Below are 18,070 nucleotides of genomic sequence, written 5' to 3'. Positions count from 1 at the left end.
CGGCATCCCCGGATCCCCCGCAGAGCGTATGTGTGGCCGACCTTCCCGGGGTGACGGCGCGGCCGACTGGGAATCCGGGGGAGATCCTTCTACCGTGGGCTGCGCCTGTCCCGGTGCTGGTGGATGACGTGAAGGGGGCTTGGTGGACGCCGAGTTGGGGACGCTCGCCGCGCAGGGGGCCACGGCCCTGATCGGGCTCATGGTCGCGGACTCCTGGGGGAAGACCAAGCACCTGGCCCGGCGGCTGACCGGCCGGTTCTCGGAGCGCGGAGCGGACGAGGAACTGGAGGCCTCCCGCGAGGAGTTGGACGCGGCCCGGGAGCGGGGCGAGGAGGAACGGGCGGCGAACCGGGTCGCCGCGGCTTGGGAACGGCGCCTGCTCGACATCCTGCGGAGCGACCCCGAGGCGGCCGAGGAACTTCGGCACCTCCTGTCCGAACTCATGCCGGCAACGTCGTACGACATCACCTTCGACGCGCGACCGGCCGCCGGTGACGCGCCTCCCGACCACATCCCGGCCCTGACCGGCACGTTCAGCAACCGGGTCGCCGAACTCGACCGGATGGACGCCCTGTGCGGCGAGCCCGGCCGGGTCGGCCTCGCGGTGCTGGCCGGGCTGCCCGGGGTCGGCAAGACCGCCTTCACATGCCGTTGGGCCGACAAGGAGCGGGACCGGTTCCCGGACGGGCTCTTCTACGTCGACTACGCCGCCCTGCGTGACGACTCCGCCGTCGGCGCCGCCATGGGCGCCGACGTCTCCCAGGCCCTCGCCGCCATCCTCAAGGCGCTCCTGCGCAGCGACGAGCATGTCCCGGCCACGCTCGCCGAACTGACCCGGCAGTACGCCTCCTGCTCGCGCGACCGGCGCATCCTCGTCCTCATCGACAACGTCACCCTGCCCGCCCAGGTGCGGCCCCTGATCCCCAGCGGGCCCGGCAGCACGGTCGTCGTCACCAGCCACAGCAGGCTCACCGAACTGGTGGCGGTCGACGGAGCCGACCTCATCGCGCTGAAACCCCTCGACAGGGAGAGCGGCCTGACCCTGCTGGCCGACCAGTGCGGACGGGAGACCGTCGAGACCGACCCGGCGGCGGCCGCACGCCTCGTCGACCTGTGCGGCGGCCTGCCCGTCGCCCTGCGCATCGTGGCGACCCGGCTGCTCACCGACGACGCCCTGACCCCGATGGACCTCGCCGACGAACTCGAGGACGAGGCCGACCGGCTGGACGGGATGTCCCTGCCCGGCAGCACGTACTCGGTGTCCGCCGTCCTCGGGCCCTCCTACCGGCTGCTGCCGCCCGGACCCGCCCGCATGTTCCGCCTGCTCGGCTGGGTGCCGGCCGGGCTCTTCGACGCCGGGGTCGCCGCAGCGGCGGCCGGTGTCGACACCCGCACGGCCAGGCGGCTGCTGCGCGAACTCGCCGCCGCGAGCCTGCTGGAGACCGAACGCGACGGGCGTCACCGCATGCACGACCTCGTCCGCCTGTACGCCCGTGAGCGCGCGGTCGAGGAGGAGCCGGCCACCGAGGAGACCGCGCTGCTCGAACGGGTGGCCACCCACTACCTCGTGCTCGGCGCGCTCGCCGACCGCGCCCTGCGCAGGGACCGGCTGCGGATCGCCGATCTGTCCGCGCACCTGGCGGGCGCCTGCGACCCCTTCTCCGCTGACGCCGGCCCCTCCCCGCTGATCTGGCTCGACGCCGAGTGCGCCGCGATCCTGGCCGTCCTGCGGGCCGCCGTACGCCACGGTCTGCACACCGTCGCCTGGCCGCTGGCCGAGGCGTTCACGGCCCTCTTCCTCCACCACCGCTACCTGGGTGCCTGGAAGGAGTCCCTGGAACTGGGCGCCGAAGCCGCCGGCGCACTCGCCGCGGACCCGGACACCCCGGGCGAGACCGCGGCCGAGGCCGTGGCGGGCGAGGCCCGCCTCCGCAGCCTGCTCTCCCGCCCGTTGACGGACCTCGGCGAGTACGACCGCGCCCGCACCGAGTTGGAACGCTCGGTCACCCTCGCCGAGTCGACCGACCGGCTCCTGCTGCGCGCCTCCGTCCAGGAGTTCCTCGGCCGCTACCTGGACCGCTTCGACCCGCCCCGCGCGGTCGAGACGTACCGGTACTCCCTCGACCTCAACCGGCGTGCCGGGGACCGGCGTGGCGAAGCCCTGGCCGCCTTCTTCCTCGGCTGCGCACTGGACGCCCGCGGGGACCGCGCGACGGCCCTGGCCACGCTCACCGAGGCCCGGCAGGACCTGCTGGACCTCCCCGAGCCCGACCACCGCATGGCGGCCCGCGTCCACCTGGCCATCGGCCTCGCCCAGAACCACCTCGGCCACACCGAGGAAGCCGTCCACGCGTTGCGCACCGCCGCCGGCACCCTGCGGGACCAGAACGCGACCCACTACGAAGCCGAAGCCCTGCTCGCACTCCTCGGCATCGCCGAGCGGACCGGCCGCCACCAGGAGGCCGTGCGGGCCTGGCTGACCCGGGCGCTCGAGATCTACGAGGCGAGCGGCAACCCGGGCGCGGAGGAGGTGCGCCGACGGCTGCGGGACCTCAGCTGACGACGGGAGGTACGGGCCGCAGCCGCAGCACCACGTCCTCGTCCCGCACCGCACCGATCCGCAGCGTCAGCAAGGCGTCGGCCGGCGAACGGCCCTGGCGCAGGCACGCGTAGACGACGGCCGCGGCGAGCCCGGGCCCGATCGGCGGACCGGTGACGGCCACCTCCACCACGCGCCCGTCGCGCAGCCCGACCAGATGGCCGCCGCCCCGCACCGCACAGGCGGCCAGCAGACTGCCGGGCAGCTCCGCCTCAGTGGCACGGATCCACCGCAGGGCCTCGGCCGCGCTGTCGGCACGGTCCGTCCGCTCGACGACGGACGCGCTCTCCAGCAGCCGGCGGTCCCGTTCGCCGTCCGAGCAGGCGAGGTGCGTGAAGGAGTGAGGCTGTGTGCTCTCCAGGTCGCCTTGGACGTGCGCACGGGCCGCTGCCGGGAAACGCCGTACCGTGACGACCGGACCGCCCCCCTCCTCGCTCACCTCGGTGACGACCAGCGACGAGGTGACCGGCCGGGCGGCCTGCTCCGGGTCGGGCAACAGCAGGTCCGGCGGGGGCCCGGACGCGGGCTCCGGCAGCTTCAGCAGCTCGTAGACGGCCGCGCGCAGCCGTGCGAGGGCGTTTCCCGGATCGGCGGAGGCCCGGCGCGCCACTTCGGCGTAGCGCTCAGGGGTGTGGTCCCGTACGACGCTCTCGACCTGGGACCTCAGCTCCGCGCCCGGGTCGAGGCGCGGGGCGGCCGCGGCCAGGTCGTGGACAGCGGTCCCCGGCACCGCGTCGGCGCCGAACGCCCCGAGCAGGACCGGAGTTCCGAGCGCGGCACCGTACAGCGTCACCGAGCCGTGGTCGCCGATGACGACGTCCGCCCCGACCAGGGCGGAGCGCCAGGCGTGGACGGGAGGCAGCAGGATCAGCCCCGCGTCCAGTGCCGCGGACTGCAGGGACCTGATCTGCCAGGCGCCGTGGGCCGACCAGACGTTGGGATGGACGACGGCGGCGACCCGGTACTCGTCGTGCGGGAGCGCGCCGAGGAGGCGGACGGGCAGGTCGGGGTGCCGGCCCAGGAGAGAAGTGGTCCCCCAGGTGGAGCTGACGACGACGAGCCGCTGGTCCTCCGCGACACCCAGGGCCTCCCGGTACGCGTGCCTGCGCCGCCGGCCGGCCAGCAGCTCGTCGAAGCAGGGATCGCCCAGCATGAGCGTGCGGCCGGCGGTCTTCGGGTGGGCGGCGAGGAGTTGCCGCTCCTGGTCGGGGTGCGAGACGGCGAGCCAGGCCCTGCCGGACTCCAGGAGCGCGTCCGGTACGAGGCCGGACAGCCGGTCGTGCGGCCCGCGCGCGTCCGGGACCCGTTTCTGGAAGCCCACGCCGTGCGGCAGCACCAGGACCGGGCAGTCGCCCTCCGGTACGTCCACGTTCTCGCTCGCGGTGAGCACGAGGTCGGCCCTGATGTGGGCCAGCTGCTCCCAGGGCATCACCCGGCAGCCGGACGTGCGCAGCAGGTCGAGCACCCCTGAGCCGAACGCGGAGGTGGGGTCGTGGGCGAAGACGACGCTCACCCGGGGGTCGTCGCGCAGCAGGGCGGGGAGCGCCTCCAGGACGCGGACCGTGGACGTGACGGTGCGCGCGGCGACGACCAGGGTCCGCTCGGTGGGGAAGGTGCGCCAGCGATGGGCGTCGGGGCCTACCGGAACCCGCAGGAAGGGGTTACCGGACACCACGTCCGCACCCCCGGCTCCCGCACCGCACCGCACCGGACCAGCGGCTCGCGGCTCGCGGCTCGCGGCTCGCGGCTCGCGGCTCGCGGCTCGGCGGCACAGTCGGCCTATCAAATGACAAGTTGGCTGACAACCCTTCAGATCTGCTCGCTCCCGGCGGACCGCTCCACGGTAACCAATCAGGAAGGGCCGGCACAGGGCCCCTGGGCGCCGGGGGACGGGACCAGACCGAGCCGCTGAGCGCGCAGAACCGTGCCGACCCGGTCGCGGGTGCCCAGCTTGCGATAGATGTTCTCCACGTGCTTGTGCACCGTGCGGGCCGAGATGCCGAGTCGGCGGCCGATGGCGTCCGCGGTCAGCGCGTCGGCGAGCAGGAGCAGCACGGCCGTCTCGCGGGGCGTGAGCGCACAGTCCGCCGCCAGCTCGTCCGGCGCTCCGGCCGGGGCCAGCGACCGCCGCCACTCCTCCAGGAGCTGCCGCTGCCGCTCCACGCCGGCCAGCAACGGCTGCGCGCGCTCGGCCATCCTCAGGTGGTCGTCGGTGAAGTCCGTACCGGAGCGGTAGACGAGGCAACCGGTGATCGGGGCGCCGCTCCCGGGGAGCGGTACGCCGAGCACGTGGTCGACGTCGAGGACGTCACCGAGCAGACGGGCCGTCGGACTGCCCGGCCAGGCGTGGCCCGCCGCCCGGTACGCGGTCACCGGGGTCCGGTCGGGCCGGGCCGTGTAGTGGTCGGCGAGAGGGTAGCCCGTGCGCAGCAGAGCCAGGTCCGGGTCCCGGAGCCGGCCCAGTTCGGTGGCGGCGGCGTCGGGGGCCACTCCGACGGTGCCCTCGCTCTCGCTCCAGTCGTCCAGCTTCTGGACGACCGCCTCGCCGCCGCACAGGTCCGTGAGCGCGGTGCCGAGCAGTGGCCACAGACGCCCGGGCTCCCGTTCGTGGAGCGCCGTCACGGCGACCGCCACCAGGCGTTCGTAGGCCTTGTCCAGCCCCTGTACCACGTGCTTCTCTCCGCGTGAGTCTCCCGTTCGCCGTCCTCCCGCCCGGCGCCGCGTACGTACTTGTACGCATACCCCTGCCGTCCCCAGCTGTCGCAGACTTCAACCCGGCGGCGGCGACCTTCTCGGACGCACGCCGGGTGGGCCGCAGGCGCGGGGGAGCGGCGGCCCGTCCGGCGTGGCCGCCGCCCCGCACCGTCCGCCCGCCTCAGGCACCCCAGGCCGCCGCGCACAGCGCGCGGTCGACCTCGTCGGTGTAGCGGGCCGCGGCCAGCCAGGCCCGGGCGAAGCGGTCGGTGTCCGCCGGGAGCAGCCGGCCGAAGACATCGCGGGACCGCACCGCCGCGGCCGCGTGGAGTTCGTCCACGAGGTCCCCCGCCGTCGCCAGACCGTGCCGGCTCAGCCGCCGGACGTCGGCCGCCGTGGTCCCGGGGAAGGACAGCACGAGCCGGCCGCCCGAGGCCGCCTGGTGCACGCGCCGGCGCAGCAGGTGCACGGGAGCCTCGTCGGGCGTGGGCGCCGCGGCCACCGGCGCCGGGGAGGCGGGCAGGTCGGCTCGGAGCAGCCGGTCCAGGCCGGCGTCGACCCGGATGCCGGGCATGGTGGGGTGCTCGGTCGCCAGCAGCTGGGCCCTGGGGTGCGGGGCCGGTACGAGCCGGGCCACGACCCGGAGCCGGCTGCCGCGGGCGGCGGCGAGCAGGCGGAGGTTGTCGCGGTGGGGGAGCGCCGGGTGGTCGTGCGCGGCGGTCAACCGCAGCGGGACGCCCCCGCACTCGGCGAGCAGACTGTCGCCCGCCGCCTCCCGGACCGTGCCCGTGAGGGTGACGTCCAGGAAGAGCAGGTCGGGGCCACCGCTCAGGGCACGGGACACCTGGTCGGCGACAGGCGCCGCCCACAGCCGGTCCAGGGGCTCCGCGCGCCAGTCGGCACCGGACGCACGGACCGCCCGTACTCCCGCGCCCGCGCCGAGCCGGCCCGTCGGGGAGACCGTCGCCCCCGACACCGCGAGCCCGGCCCGGGACAGTTCCCGGTGGGTCAGAGCCGTGTCACCGACGCGTACGGCCCGGTCGGCCGCGCCAACCGCCCGACCGGCGCCGCCCGGTGCCACGTCCGACACCTGGTACAGGCGGCCCTCGGCGTCGGCGGTCCACGTGACGGCGCCCGCGTACCCACTTGCCGTGAGCACCGGCTCGGAGAAGAGGCCGTACAGCCGCAGCGAGCCGTCCGGCCGGTACGGCTGCCGTACCGTGCCGCGCAGCTCGGTCAGTTCCGGGCCGACGGCGTGCGGGATGCGGTGGGCCGCCGACAGGGCGTCGCGGAGCGCGGTGACGAGGTCGGCGAGGCGGTAGGCCGGGTCGGCGGAGCGGGCGGCGCGCAGCGCGGTGACCACGGAGACCACCGTGGCGGCGGCCCTCGGGAGACCCGCGAGGCGTGCCGTGTGCGCGGCGCGGAGCAGCTCCGCCTGGAGGACTGCTCCGGAACCGTCCGTACCGGCTTCGAGTACGGCGGTCGCGGCGGCATGGACGGCACGGGCGGCGGCGCACTGTTCGGGCGTGGCGCGCTCAGGTTCCGTTCCGTCCACCGGTCCCTCCGAACCGGTCTGCGCCGCACCGGAGCCGACGGCCGCGCCCGGTTCTGCCGCCGATGCCCCGTTCGGAGTTGTCGCCGGTTCCGGTTCGGCCGGCGGGGCCGCGACCGGTTCGGCTTCCGGTTCCGCGATCGGTGCCGCCGACGCCGCCGCGGCGCGGTGCAGACAGTCCGGGGCCAGCAGGCAGCCGCAGCGGACGGCCTCCGCGCTGGTCACCGCGCCGCCGGGGGCGTGGAGTTCGACGTCGGTGCTGTCGTCGACGGCGATCCGCACGGTGTCGCCGTCCCGGACGACCGGGCGCTCCGCGAGCTTGGCGATGCCCGCGTCGAGCCGCTTGCGCAGCCGGGGCGAGAGCGCCGCGACGAGTTCGGCGGTGACGGACGGGGCGACCGGAGGCAGAGCCGTGCTCACCCGCTGCTCGCTCGCGAGATCCTGGTTCATGCGATCTTCTCCCCTACCCAGCGGGCGAGTTCGAGCGGACTGAGGGCGGCCACCGGCATCCCCGCGGCGACCAACTGGCTCGCGACCCCGGTGGAGTACCGAGGGCGGCCGGCGTCGTCCAGGCTCGCGCACCCGAGGACGTGACAGCCGGCGCCGACCAGGGCGCGGACCTCGGCGAGCAGCCCGCCGAGGGGGTAGCCCTCCTCGAAGTCGCTGACGACCACGACGAGTGTCCGCGAGGGCACGGTGACCAGTTCGCGGGCGTGCCGCAGCCCGGCCGCGATGTGGGTGCCGCCGCCGACGCTGACCTCCAGCAGCAGCGACAGCGGGTCCTCGACATGGTCGGTCAGGTCGATGACCTCGGTGGAGAAGGCCAGGAAGTGCGTGGACAGGGTGGGCACCCCGGCCAGCACGGAGGCCGTGAGCGCCGCCCAGATCGTGGATGCCTCCATGGACCCCGACACGTCGGTGACGAGGACCAGGCGCCAGTCGGCGGCCTTTCGCGCCCGGGTGCGGAAGACGGGATGCTCCGGGATGACCTGGACCGTGCCGTCCGGAGTGCGGCGCGCGGTCGCCAGGTTGGCCCGCAGGGTGCGGGGCAGGTCGAGTCCGCCGCCCGGGCGGCGGCTGGGGCGCGGCAGGGCGGTGCCGTGCAGCGCCGGGCGCAGCCGCGTGGCCAGTTGGCGGGTCAGCGCGTCGACCAGACGGCGGACGAGCGGACGCAGCGTCGCCAGCCGGGCCTCCGGCAGCCCGCCCGCGTGCCGGAGCACCGAGCGGAGCAGGTCGACCGAGGGCCGTGCGGCGTCGGGGTCGAGCTCCGCGAACACGTCCGGCCGGCCCGTCGCGGCGGCGGCCGCCAGCACCTCCTCCCGGATGCCCGGGCCGAAGAGCGCCGCCAGCTCCTCGGACCACTCCCGCACCCCGGGGTAGGACGCCTCCCGACCGCCGCCGTGCCCCGCACCGGCGAGGTCGCCCCGGCTGCCCTCCCCGCGTCCGCTGCCGTACAGCTCGTCGAGCGCCGTCGCCAACGGGCGGGCGGATCCGTGCAGTTGGTCGGTACGACGGCCCAGCAGGAGGCGCCAGCGGTCGGCCGGCGCGAGCCGGTGGTCCGCGCCGGAGGCTGCGTCGGCCGGTCCGGCGGCCGGGGCCGGAGCGGCCTCGGGCCGCCGGGGTGGCGGCAGGAGGCCCCAGGCGCCGAGGGCCTCGCGGGCCGCGAGGTCGGCGCGGGTCCAGGCGGCCAGCGCGCCGGGGTCGACGGCGCCGGTGTCGGCCAGATGGCGCTCGTCCAGGCGCTCCTCGACGGCGGACAGGAGCCGGTCGCGGGCGGCCGGACTGAGCGTGTCGAAGCCGCCCCGCAGCGCGGGCAACCGGTCCAGGAAGTCCCGGTCGGACAGCTCCGACACCCGCCCCAGCAACGGCTCCAGTGCGGGCGCCGCCGACTCGAGCAACTGGCCCGCCGCGGTCAGCAGTCCCGCGAGCCGCGCGGTCAGCGCGGACCGTGACCCGGGATCGCAGGCGCCGTCCACCCAGGACGCCACCCGGTCGCCGAAGCCCCGCGGATCCTCGTGACCGAGCAGCACGCGTACGGCACCCGCTGCGCCGCGCATCAGCGGGGAACCGTCGGCCGCCAGCCGGGAAAGCGCGTCGGTGAGCCGGATCCCGCCCAACAGGTCTGCCCGGTGGGCGAGTTCCAGCAGGGCGTGTGCGTCGGCGGGGTCCTCGGAACCGGTGAGGCCGTCCACTTGGCGCACGGCGGCGGCGGTGAGCAGCTCGGCCACGGCCGCCGCCCGTGCCGTACGGTCCTCGTCGGCCGGCAGTCCCGCGATGTGACCGGACCGCAACCGGTCCGACAGGGCCAGTCCGGCGAGGAGTTCGGGCAGCGTGCCGGAGTTCGGCAGCACCTCGGCCGTGTCGTCGAGCCGTTCGTCCGTCAGGCCCGGCAGTCCGCACTCCGCCGCCTGCTCCAGGCCGCGCAGGACCTGCGCCGCGGTGGGCCCGCCCTCGTCCTGCTCCGTGCGCCGCCGTTCCCGCAGCAGACCTTCGGCGGCCTGGGCCGGGGTGACGCCACGGACGCCCGCCGCGGTCAGCACGGCCGCCGTCGCGGGCGTCCAGCGCACCTCCCAGCGGGACGTCAGCGCCTCGGCGCCGCCCGCGCCTGCGACCTCCTTGGGCTCCGCGTACGGCACGGCGCACACTGTCAGGCGGCGCAGCAGGAGTTCGCGGCCGCGGTCCAGCTCGGAGCGGAGCGGGTCGAGGCGCAGATCGCGGGCGGTGCCGGGGCCGGAGTCCGCCGGACCGGGCAGGCCCAGCGCGGCCAGCTCCGCCTCGACCGCCGGAGCGAGCCCGCTGCGCGGCGCGTCCGGTGCCGGCCGGCCCGCGCGCGTGCCGACGAGCACCGTCTCCATCGCCCGGGCGACGGCCCGCCCCCGCCCGTACGGCTCGCCCTGCGCGAGCACCGTCTGCACGGCCTCCACCAGCTCACCCCGGCCCGCCGCGGGCAGCCCCCGCAGCCGGGTCAGATCACCGGCGAGCCGCACGATCTCGCGCGCGTCGGCCGGCCCGGAGGGATGCCCGAGCGCCCGCAGCTCGGCGCACACCCGCACGGCCGCACCGGTCAGCACGTCCTCCAGCGCGGCCGGATCGCCGGCGGCGCCGAGCACCCGGTGCTGCCACTCGGGGTCGCGGATACCGGCGGGATAGCCGGAGCGCTCGTCGAGGAGGGCGTAGGTGTACGGGATGAGGGAGGTCGTCCAGGGCGAGTCCGTGGCGGGCCGGTCGGACGCGTCGCTGTCGGCCGGTGCCAGCAGCGCCGGCGCGTGGAAGGCGCCCACCACCACGGCGGCACGCTCCCCGTTCGCGGTGGCCCCGGCGAGACACGACCGCATCCACCGCTCCCGCCGCAGGTCCAGCTCCGGCACCCCGCCCGAGCCCGCCGCGTCCTCGCGCAGCGCCCACCCCGTGAGCAGCGCGGCCCGCCGCAGGGCCTCCGGCGACGAACCCGGGGCGGTGGCCTCGACCAGCCGGTCCCAGAGGTCGTCACCGGGGCGCCCGGTGAGCCGGGAGCGCAGGGCGGTACCGAGCCCGGCGAGGGATCCCTCCACCGCCGGGTTCCCGCGGCCGGCGGGCTCCTCGCGCCCCGCTCCGCCCCACGCCCGGTCCGCGAGCGGCAGGTCGCAGGCGACGACCGGTACGCCGTGCCGTGCCGCCCACCGCACCGCCACCAGTTCCGGTGAGAAGTCGGCGAAGGGATAGAACGCCGGGCCCCCGCCTCCGTCGCGGGGTGCGGCGGCGAGGGCGACCGGGGCCCGCGTCTCCTCGTGGGCGAGCCACGGCAGCCAGTCCTGCAGTTCGGCGGGGAGTTCGACGAGCAGGACGTCCGGCTTCGCCGCGTCCAGCAGCGCCGGTACGGCAGCGGCCAGGGACGGCGCGTGGTGCCGTACGCCGATGAGGTACGGCGCCGCCGGGTCGGTGAGGGCCAGGACGGCGTCCTCGGGAGAAGGGTGGAGCACGGCCGTCAGCCCTCCAGGACCGTGCGCAGGTCCCACAGGGTCCGCCAGGTGGCGGAGCCCTGCTCGGCGCGGCGCCGGACGGGACCGTCCCAGTAGCCGCGCAGCCGGGCCGCGTCGGCCGGGTCGTCCTTGCGCACGACTCCGAGGAGATGGCCCGGGAGCAGGTCGAGGACGTCGCGGTCACCGGGGAAGTACGCCGCGGCCAGCCCCAGCGCGCCGGCGACGGACACGGCCTCCGCGGTGCTCATCACGGTGGAGGGCCGCTCCACCTCCCAGCCCTCAGCCGACCGTCCCTCCCGCAGGTCCCGGAACGCGGTGACCAGAGCCTCCAGCACGGCGTCGTCGACCTGGAAGGGCGCCCCGGCCCGCTCCACCGACGCCCTGGCCTGGCTGCGCACCAGCGCCGTCTCGGCGTCGAGGTCCGGAATGGGGCCCACGGTCTCGAAGTTGAAGCGGCGCTTGAGCGCGGCGGACATCTCCGAGACGCCCTTGTCCCGCAGGTTGGCGGTGGCGATGAGGCTGAACCCGGGCGCCGCGTGCGCCAGAGCCTCCTCGCTGCCCGCCAGTTCGGGTACGGCGATCCGCCGCTCCGACAGCAGTGACACCAGGGAGTCCTGCACCTCGGGCAGACAGCGGGTGACCTCCTCGACCCGGGCGATCGCACCCCGGGACATCGCGGTCAGCACCGGCGACGGCACCAGCGCCTGCCGGCTGGGGCCCTGCGCGAGCAACAGGGCGTAGTTCCAGCCGTACTTGAGCTGGTCCTCGGTCGTCCCCGCCGTACCCTGCACCACCAGGCCGCTGGTTCCGCAGACGGCCGCAGAGAGCAGCTCGGACAGCATGGACTTGGCGGTGCCGGGCTCGCCGACGAGCAGCAGGCCCCGCTCACCGGCGAGCGTGACGACACACCGCTCCACCAGCGCCCGGTCGCCGACGAACTTGCCCTCCACCACCAGGCGCCGCGGCACCCCGTCCGGTACCTCGGCGTCCTCGGGCAGGCGCAGCGCCTGCCCGCCGCTGCCCATCACGAAGGTGACGACGGCCCGGGGCGTGAGCCGCCACGCGGGCGGGCGCGGACCGGCGTCGTGGGCGGCGAGGAAGGCCAGTTCGGTGGCGTACCGGTCCTCGGGCGGGACGATCTGACGGGTCGCGTCGGGGACGAGGACGGTGGTCATCGGCAGGTGCCCTTCAGGGGGGTGCGAGTGGTGGTCGGTGAGGAGAGGATCATCGGCGCCGCCCCCTGCGCGTCGCCCGCGTGGTCAGCTCCTCGTAGGCCGGGGCGTCCCCGGCGCGGACGCGGTCCCGGGCGCGGGCGAACAGCTCGGGCACCGGCAGCAGGGGCAGGGCGCGCCGGTGGTCGAGGACCGGATACAGGCCCTCCTTCCAGATCTCCACCGGCAGCGCGGGCGACTTCAGCTCGCGCCAGCCGCAGGGCAGGAACAGGCTCCGCCCGGCGCGCGGCCGCTTGGCCTCCACGACCAGGTCCGTCGCGGCCAGCTCCGCACGGGCCTTCTTCATACGGGCGGGCTTCCAGCCGGTCCAGCGTGCGCAGTTGCGGTCCGTCGGGTCGGGCAGGGCCAGCAGCATGAGGTAGAGCGCGGCCGCGTCCTCGCCCAGGCCGTGTGCCGCGGCGGTCTCGGCGACGAGCGCGGGCGCGGTGACGGTCGGGTCCTGCGCGTACCCCGAGGGACCCTCGGTGCCCGCGCCGGCCTGGACCGCCCGGGCCAGGTCGTCGCCCAGGAGCGTGCGCAGCATGCGCAGCCCGTGCCCGCGCGCACCGCCGACCAGGCCTTCCAGCAGACCGAACACGGTGTCGTCGGGGCCGGTGAGCGCGGCCGGGCGGACCAGGACCGTCTCCGTGTCGCGGTACCAGGGGCGCAGGACGATCGCCTCGCCGACCCGGGTGAGGCCGTGCGCGTCGGCGCCCCCGGTCGCCGGGAGACCGTACGCCTTGCGCAGTTCGACGGCGGTCGAGCCGCCCTTCTCCGTCCACTCGACGTCCAGGTCGAGCAGCAGCTCCGGATCGGTCATCCGGTGACGCAGAGCCGCGAGCCCCTCGGGCAGGGCCGCGCGCAGCGGGTGACCGTACGGCAGTACGTAGGCCAGCGCGGCCAGGGCGTTCACGGCGGCCGCCAGCTCGTGCCGGCCGGGAATCGCGCCGGGGTCCGCCCAGGCGAGGTTGCCGTCCTTGTCCGGCCGCAGGACCGTGGTGCGGGAGAGCCAGGCGGTGCGGGACGGGTTGAGCACCTCCTCGGCGTATCCGGCGCCCGTACCGGCCAGGTCGGCGGCGAGCTCCTCCGGTACGCGGACGAGCGAGCCGAGACGCTCGGCCCAGACCCGGCCGGCGGCCGCCGTGTCCGGTCCGGTGGTCCACAGGTCGGCGGGGTCCGAGGGCAGCAGGGCGCCGAGGAGGGCGTTGCGCTCCGCCGGCGCCAGGGCGTTGACCCGGGAGACGGCGAACTCGCACTGCCGCGGCTTGAGTCCGAGCACGGCCAGTGCTTCCGCGCCGGGCGACTGCGGCAGGCCGGCCAGCAGCACGGCCGCCTGCAGCGGGCCGAGCCCGCCGTCCGTCGCCGCCACCAGCGCCTCGGGCGCCTCCGGCCGCCAGGGAGCGGCTCCCTTGTCCCGGACCAGCCGGGTGACGGTGGTGAGGTCCTCGGCGGAGATCGCCGTGTCGTGCCGGACCTCGCTCTCCAGCACGAAGTGGGCGATCGCGCCGAACGCACCGGACGGGTCGTGGTCCAGGGCCAGCCAGCGCACGCGGTCCCGCTCGCTGTCGATGCTCTGGCAGCCGAGGATCACGACGGTACGGCCGTCGCGGCGCAGCACCTGGCCGGCCCGCTGCTGCTTGTCGTGCGGCTCGTTCAGCACGATCTCGCGCAGGTTGCCGCCGGCCGTCGCCAGCGGTCCTTCGGCGACCGCCTCCAGCAGCAGGAGCAGCGGCTCCCGTCGGGCGTCGGACAGGGCGGACGAGGTGGCCCGGTGGGCGAGCGCCCGCAGGACGCCCAGCACGGGCGGCCACACCGTGCCGATCCCGGGGACGGTGCGCTCGTCGCTGAGCCAGCCGTCGCCCGGCGCGGCGAGCTGCTCCCGGTCGGGCAGTCGCCTGCCCTCGGCGGCCCCGCCGGACAGGACGTGGTTCACCGCCCGGATCTGGCGCAGCACGCTCCACCGCTCTCCGTACCACCCGCCGTACAGGCCGACCACCCCCGACAGCGCGTCGTTCAGGGTGCGGTCGTCGCCGTGCCGGGGCCGGTAGTCGGCGAACATCTCCTCGTCCTCGGCGGCCTTCTTCGGCCGCTCCTGGGGCGGATTCGCGAACGCCGTGGCCGACTCGGTGAGGCGCAGCGTCACCCGGACCAGGGAGGTGACACCCGTGAGCAGCCGGCCGTCGGTGCAGCCGGGCAGGGCGAGGGCGACGGCTCCGAGGGCGACGTGGTCCGCGGACGGCACGGCGGCCTTCGCGGCCTCGTCCGAACCGGCCCGCTCCAGCGCCTGCCGCCGCCCCTCCAGCGCCAGCGCCGTGACCCGCAGCAGCTCGGCCGCCTGCTCGTCGGTCAGGGCACGCAGCACGGCCGAGCCCTGCTCGTCGCGGGGGCGCAGCGCATGCCAGAAGGGCAGGGGCGGCACCAGCCGGGTTCCGGCGGCGAACTCGCTGCCGCGCTCGTTCGGCGTCACCCGGCCCAGCTCGCCGTCCGCGGAGGTGTCGTCGGAGGCGAACAGGCCGACCTGGCGGATCATCTGCGCGGCCACGGGCTCGGCCCCGCCGGGCAGCCGCAGGGCACCGAGTGGCGCCGAGCCGGCCCGACCGCCGTAGGACGCGGGCATGGAGACCGTGCGCCCGTCGGGCGTACCGGCAGCCCTGCGGGCCTCGGCGCCCTTGCCCTCCACACGCACCCACCGGCCGAGCACCGTCCCGTCGGTGCCGAACGGGCTGTTCTCCAGCCCTGGCTGAAGTGGCAGCACCTCGCAGAAACCGGGCAGTAGGGACGTCTCGTCCCGGATCCCCGCCTGCAGGAGTGCGGGCAGGGAGGCACGGCCGTGCGTGCCGGTGGCCGGGTCGTACTCGAGCCAGACCGTCTCCAGGCCCTGCCTGCCCTGCCGCCAGTACGTGGTGCCGTCGCCGATGACGGCGCGGTTCGGGGGCAGGACCGTGTCGCCCGCGTGCAGGGTGCGGCCGCCGGTCGCGCGGCCGCCGTCCGGCAGCGGGACGGAGGCGGAGTCCGTCTCGTTGCCGGACCACCAGGACGAGAGCTGCTCACCGCCGAGCTCCACCACCTCGGTGGGGCGGGCCGACCAGTAGCCGTGCTGCTTGCTGCCCTGCCGCCACATCACCAGCAGCTCCCCGTCCACGTACCGGAACCGGGGGCGCTGCCACCGGTCCAGCTCCTGGGGCAGCCGCAGGTCGTGTTCGAGGAGGATCCCGTCCGGGCCGACCACGATCGCCCTGCGCCCGCGCACCAGGATGAGCGCGGGCCATGCCTCGTGCAGCGTCAGCGTGTTGTCCTCGCCCTTTCTGGTCTCGGCGTCGAGCAGCTCCAGCGCCTCGTCCAGGGCGGCCCAGCCCAGTTCGTCCAGGATCCCGGCGCGCAGGGTGCGGCCGAGCAGCGGTGCCACCTCGTGTCCGGCGACGCGGGCGACGGCGCCGGGACCGGCCCCGGAGGCGACCGTGCGGAAGGGGCGCAGCCGGTCGAGCGCGGCACGGGCGCGGGGCAGACCCACCGCGCGCGTGAACTCCCCGGCGCCCTCGTCCAGCCACTCGCGCAGCACCACGGACAGCACGGGATGGGCGGCGACCGTCGTCAGCAGGGCGGAACTGCGGGAGTCCTTGCCCACCGGCTCGACGGCCTGGTGCAGCAGGCGCCGCAAGCGCGGGTCGGCCGCGACGGCCACCAGGTCCCGGCGGCCGGCCCGGGTGTCCTTCAGCCAGTCGGTGAGCGGCAGGTACACGTTCACGTCGGGGCCGGGCGCGGTGAGCGGGACGCCCTCGGCCACGCACAGGTCCAGCAGGTCGAGGTCGGCGCCCGCGTGCCAGCGGCCGGTGAACAGGTCGACCGCCCGCCCGGCGGCGCGCAGCCCCGGCGCCATCCGCTCGACGAGCGCCAGCGTGCCCGGCGAGCGGCGCGACCAGGACCCGCCGTGCTTGCGGAAGAGGGCCCAGCGGCTCAGCCAGTCCGCGGGATCGGCCTCGTACTCCTCGGCCGCCGCCTGCTCGGTGAGCAGCCGCTCGGCCCCGCACTCGGCGAGCAGCGCCAGCCAGAACTCGTCGTCCTGGACCTCCCGGCCCAGCCCGGCCGGCATGATCTCCAGCAGACGCGTCCGCACGGCCGGCTGCCGCTCCGCGAGGACCGGCAGGACCGCGCGGAAGGAGTTCCAGAAGGACGCGGGCGCCCGGACGGCGGCGGGTGAGGCGAGCAGGTCGGCGACCAGGGCGCACTCCTCGGTGTCCCGGTCCAGGCCCGCCGCCTTGATCAGCCCGCGCGCGTCCTGCGGCAGCGAGGCGTACGGCGGCATGCCGGCCGCGCAGCGCTCGACCGTCAGCTGCCGGAACTGCGCCCACGCGGCGGCCGGGTCGAGCCGCCGGGCGAGGTCCTTCACGTGTTCCTTGAGGGCCTTGACGGTCAGCGCTCCGGCGAAGGCGAACTCCAGGAAGACCGCCCGCTGCCGCTCCTCGTCCACGGCGAGCGCGTGCACCCGCTCGGCCTCGCGGGCCTTGCCGAAGAAGGCGGCCGCGTACGTGGTGTTCTCGTGCTGCAGGAAGACCCGCGCGGCCTGCTCGTAGAAGGTCGGCAGGAAGTGCGGCACGGCCCGGCCGAGCCGTTCGCCGAGCGCCTCGAAGCCCTCCTTGGCCGTGCCGGGGCGGGACTTGGCCTGCCGGGCGAGCCGCTCGACGTCCTTGACCAGGGCGAGCGCGTGGTGCCCGTTCGCCGGGTCGTTCACCAGCGCCCAGGCCGGGAAGCCCAGCGTCTCCTTGCGCACCTGCCCGACCTCGGGCACCTCCGGCTCGCGGGCGAGGCCCAGGAACTCCAGCGCCAGGTCCTCGGCCTCGCCGAGAGTGCCCGGCACCAGGCGGACCACCTGGCGGCCGTCCAGGGCGGGGTGCGTGTAGGTGCGGACGGTGAGGCTGTCGGCGTCCTCGCGCGCGGTGCTGCCCGGGGGCAGTACGGCGCCGGCGTCCAGCAGCGTGGCCGCGGTGGTCTCGTCGTAACCGGTGATGACCGTCATGCCGCCTGCTCCTCGTCCTGGATGTCCCGCCCGGCGTACAGCGCCGCCGCCATGCGCATGCCCTCCGACCAGGCGACCGCCCCGACCTGACCGAGCTTCAGCACGCGTCCGGCGGGGTCGGACCAGACCAGCGCGCCGGTCTCGGTCTCCTCGTAGCCGTCGTAGTCGCCGACCCAGACGCGGGCCTCGATGCCGCGGCCGTCCTCCAGGACCGAGCACACGGCGTGTCCGCCGCGCACCCGGTAGCCGAGCTGGGTGGCCCTGCCGTGCAGGAAGCGCAGTTCCTTGTACGAGCCGCCCGCGTACTCCTCCACCTGGGTGCCCTCGGCGTCGACGCCGGCCGGACGGTGCCAGACCTCGCGGAAGAGCTGCTGGGCCCGCTGCTCGACGCCCAGTTCGACGGCGAACTCGCGCAGTTCCTCCAGGTCGTCCAGGAGGACCGGGTGCGGGATGCGGACGAGATCGGGGGAGATACGGACGGTGTCGCCGTCGAGGTCGACGAGACCCAGGCCGCGCTCGGGGTCGGCGTCCCGCAGGAAGCCGGCGACCTGTCCGTCGTCGCCGGTCACGACGACGTCGCGCAGCGCGGCCTGCCAGGCGGGGTCCGGCCACACCCGGGCGACGACCGTGAACGGCACCGGAAGCGAGCGGACCATCCACCGCTCCACATCGGCCAGACATTGCCGCTCGTGCCGCTCCAGCCACTCGGCGAGCTGCCTCAGCCCCACGACCGCCGGATCGTCACCGAGCTTGGCGGGCACGGACTTCAGCCGGCGCCCGGCCGCATTGCGGCACACCACCTTCCCGCCGTCGAGGGCGACCTCGTAGTCGCCCGCCGCAACCCACCCCATACATGCCTCCCCGCACGTGCAGTGATCAAGTGACGGGAACTCTAGGGGAGGCCACTGACAACGCCGTCGGCCGCTCGGGAGACACGCACCCTGGCGGAACCGGCCACCGTGGATTGTGTACGAGTCGAGGAGGACCCGGGGACCCCGGATCCGCGTGCCGGGCGGGCGGAGCGCTGCCTCCCAGGTGGCC

Annotated in this window: 8 protein-coding genes; 1 reads left to right on the top strand and 7 read right to left on the bottom strand. The window is 75.8% G+C overall.

Annotated elements, in window-relative coordinates; all coding sequences use genetic code 11:
• Nucleotides 1–142 precede the first annotated feature (142 nt).
• Complete coding sequence (locus tag ACIRVH_RS22080; RefSeq protein ID WP_403955840.1) at nt 143–2,560, top strand: NB-ARC domain-containing protein; 2,418 nt, start codon at nt 143–145, stop codon at nt 2,558–2,560.
• Here ACIRVH_RS22080 and ACIRVH_RS22075 read toward each other — a convergent pair.
• From ACIRVH_RS22075 to ACIRVH_RS22045, 7 genes are all read right to left on the bottom strand, one after another.
• Nucleotides 2,553–4,271, bottom strand: coding sequence for a hypothetical protein (locus ACIRVH_RS22075; RefSeq protein ID WP_403955838.1), 1,719 nt, complete (start codon nt 4,269–4,271; stop codon nt 2,553–2,555). The two genes, ACIRVH_RS22080 and ACIRVH_RS22075, sit on opposite strands and share 8 nt — an antisense overlap.
• Nucleotides 4,272–4,450: 179 nt before the next feature.
• Nucleotides 4,451–5,269, bottom strand: a complete 819-nt coding sequence (locus ACIRVH_RS22070) for a LuxR C-terminal-related transcriptional regulator (RefSeq protein WP_403955837.1) — start codon at nt 5,267–5,269, stop codon at nt 4,451–4,453.
• A gap of 205 nt (nt 5,270–5,474) precedes the next feature.
• Nucleotides 5,475–7,295, bottom strand: a complete 1,821-nt coding sequence (locus tag ACIRVH_RS22065; protein WP_403955835.1) for a hypothetical protein — start codon at nt 7,293–7,295, stop codon at nt 5,475–5,477.
• Entirely contained in the window at nt 7,292–10,804 is a 3,513-nt protein-coding gene (locus tag ACIRVH_RS22060) for a DUF5682 family protein (protein ID WP_403955833.1), read from the bottom strand. Before ACIRVH_RS22060 ends, ACIRVH_RS22065 begins: the two co-directional genes overlap by 4 nt.
• A gap of 5 nt (nt 10,805–10,809) precedes the next feature.
• Nucleotides 10,810–11,979 (bottom strand): AAA family ATPase, encoded by a 1,170-nt coding sequence (locus tag ACIRVH_RS22055; RefSeq protein WP_403955831.1) that lies wholly within the window; start codon nt 11,977–11,979, stop codon nt 10,810–10,812.
• Between the two features lie 49 nt (nt 11,980–12,028).
• Complete coding sequence (locus ACIRVH_RS22050; protein WP_403955829.1) at nt 12,029–17,029, bottom strand: hypothetical protein; 5,001 nt, start codon at nt 17,027–17,029, stop codon at nt 12,029–12,031.
• Nucleotides 17,026–17,880, bottom strand: a complete 855-nt coding sequence (locus tag ACIRVH_RS22045; protein WP_403955827.1) for a DUF4132 domain-containing protein — start codon at nt 17,878–17,880, stop codon at nt 17,026–17,028. Before ACIRVH_RS22045 ends, ACIRVH_RS22050 begins: the two co-directional genes overlap by 4 nt.
• Nucleotides 17,881–18,070: the final 190 nt, after the last annotated feature.

Origin of the sequence: Streptomyces sp. NPDC101165 (genome assembly GCF_044768135.1) — a bacterium.
Classification (GTDB): domain Bacteria; phylum Actinomycetota; class Actinomycetes; order Streptomycetales; family Streptomycetaceae; genus Streptomyces.
The sequence above is the reverse complement of the archived record's forward strand: the minus strand, read 5'-3'. Positions and strand labels throughout refer to the sequence as shown.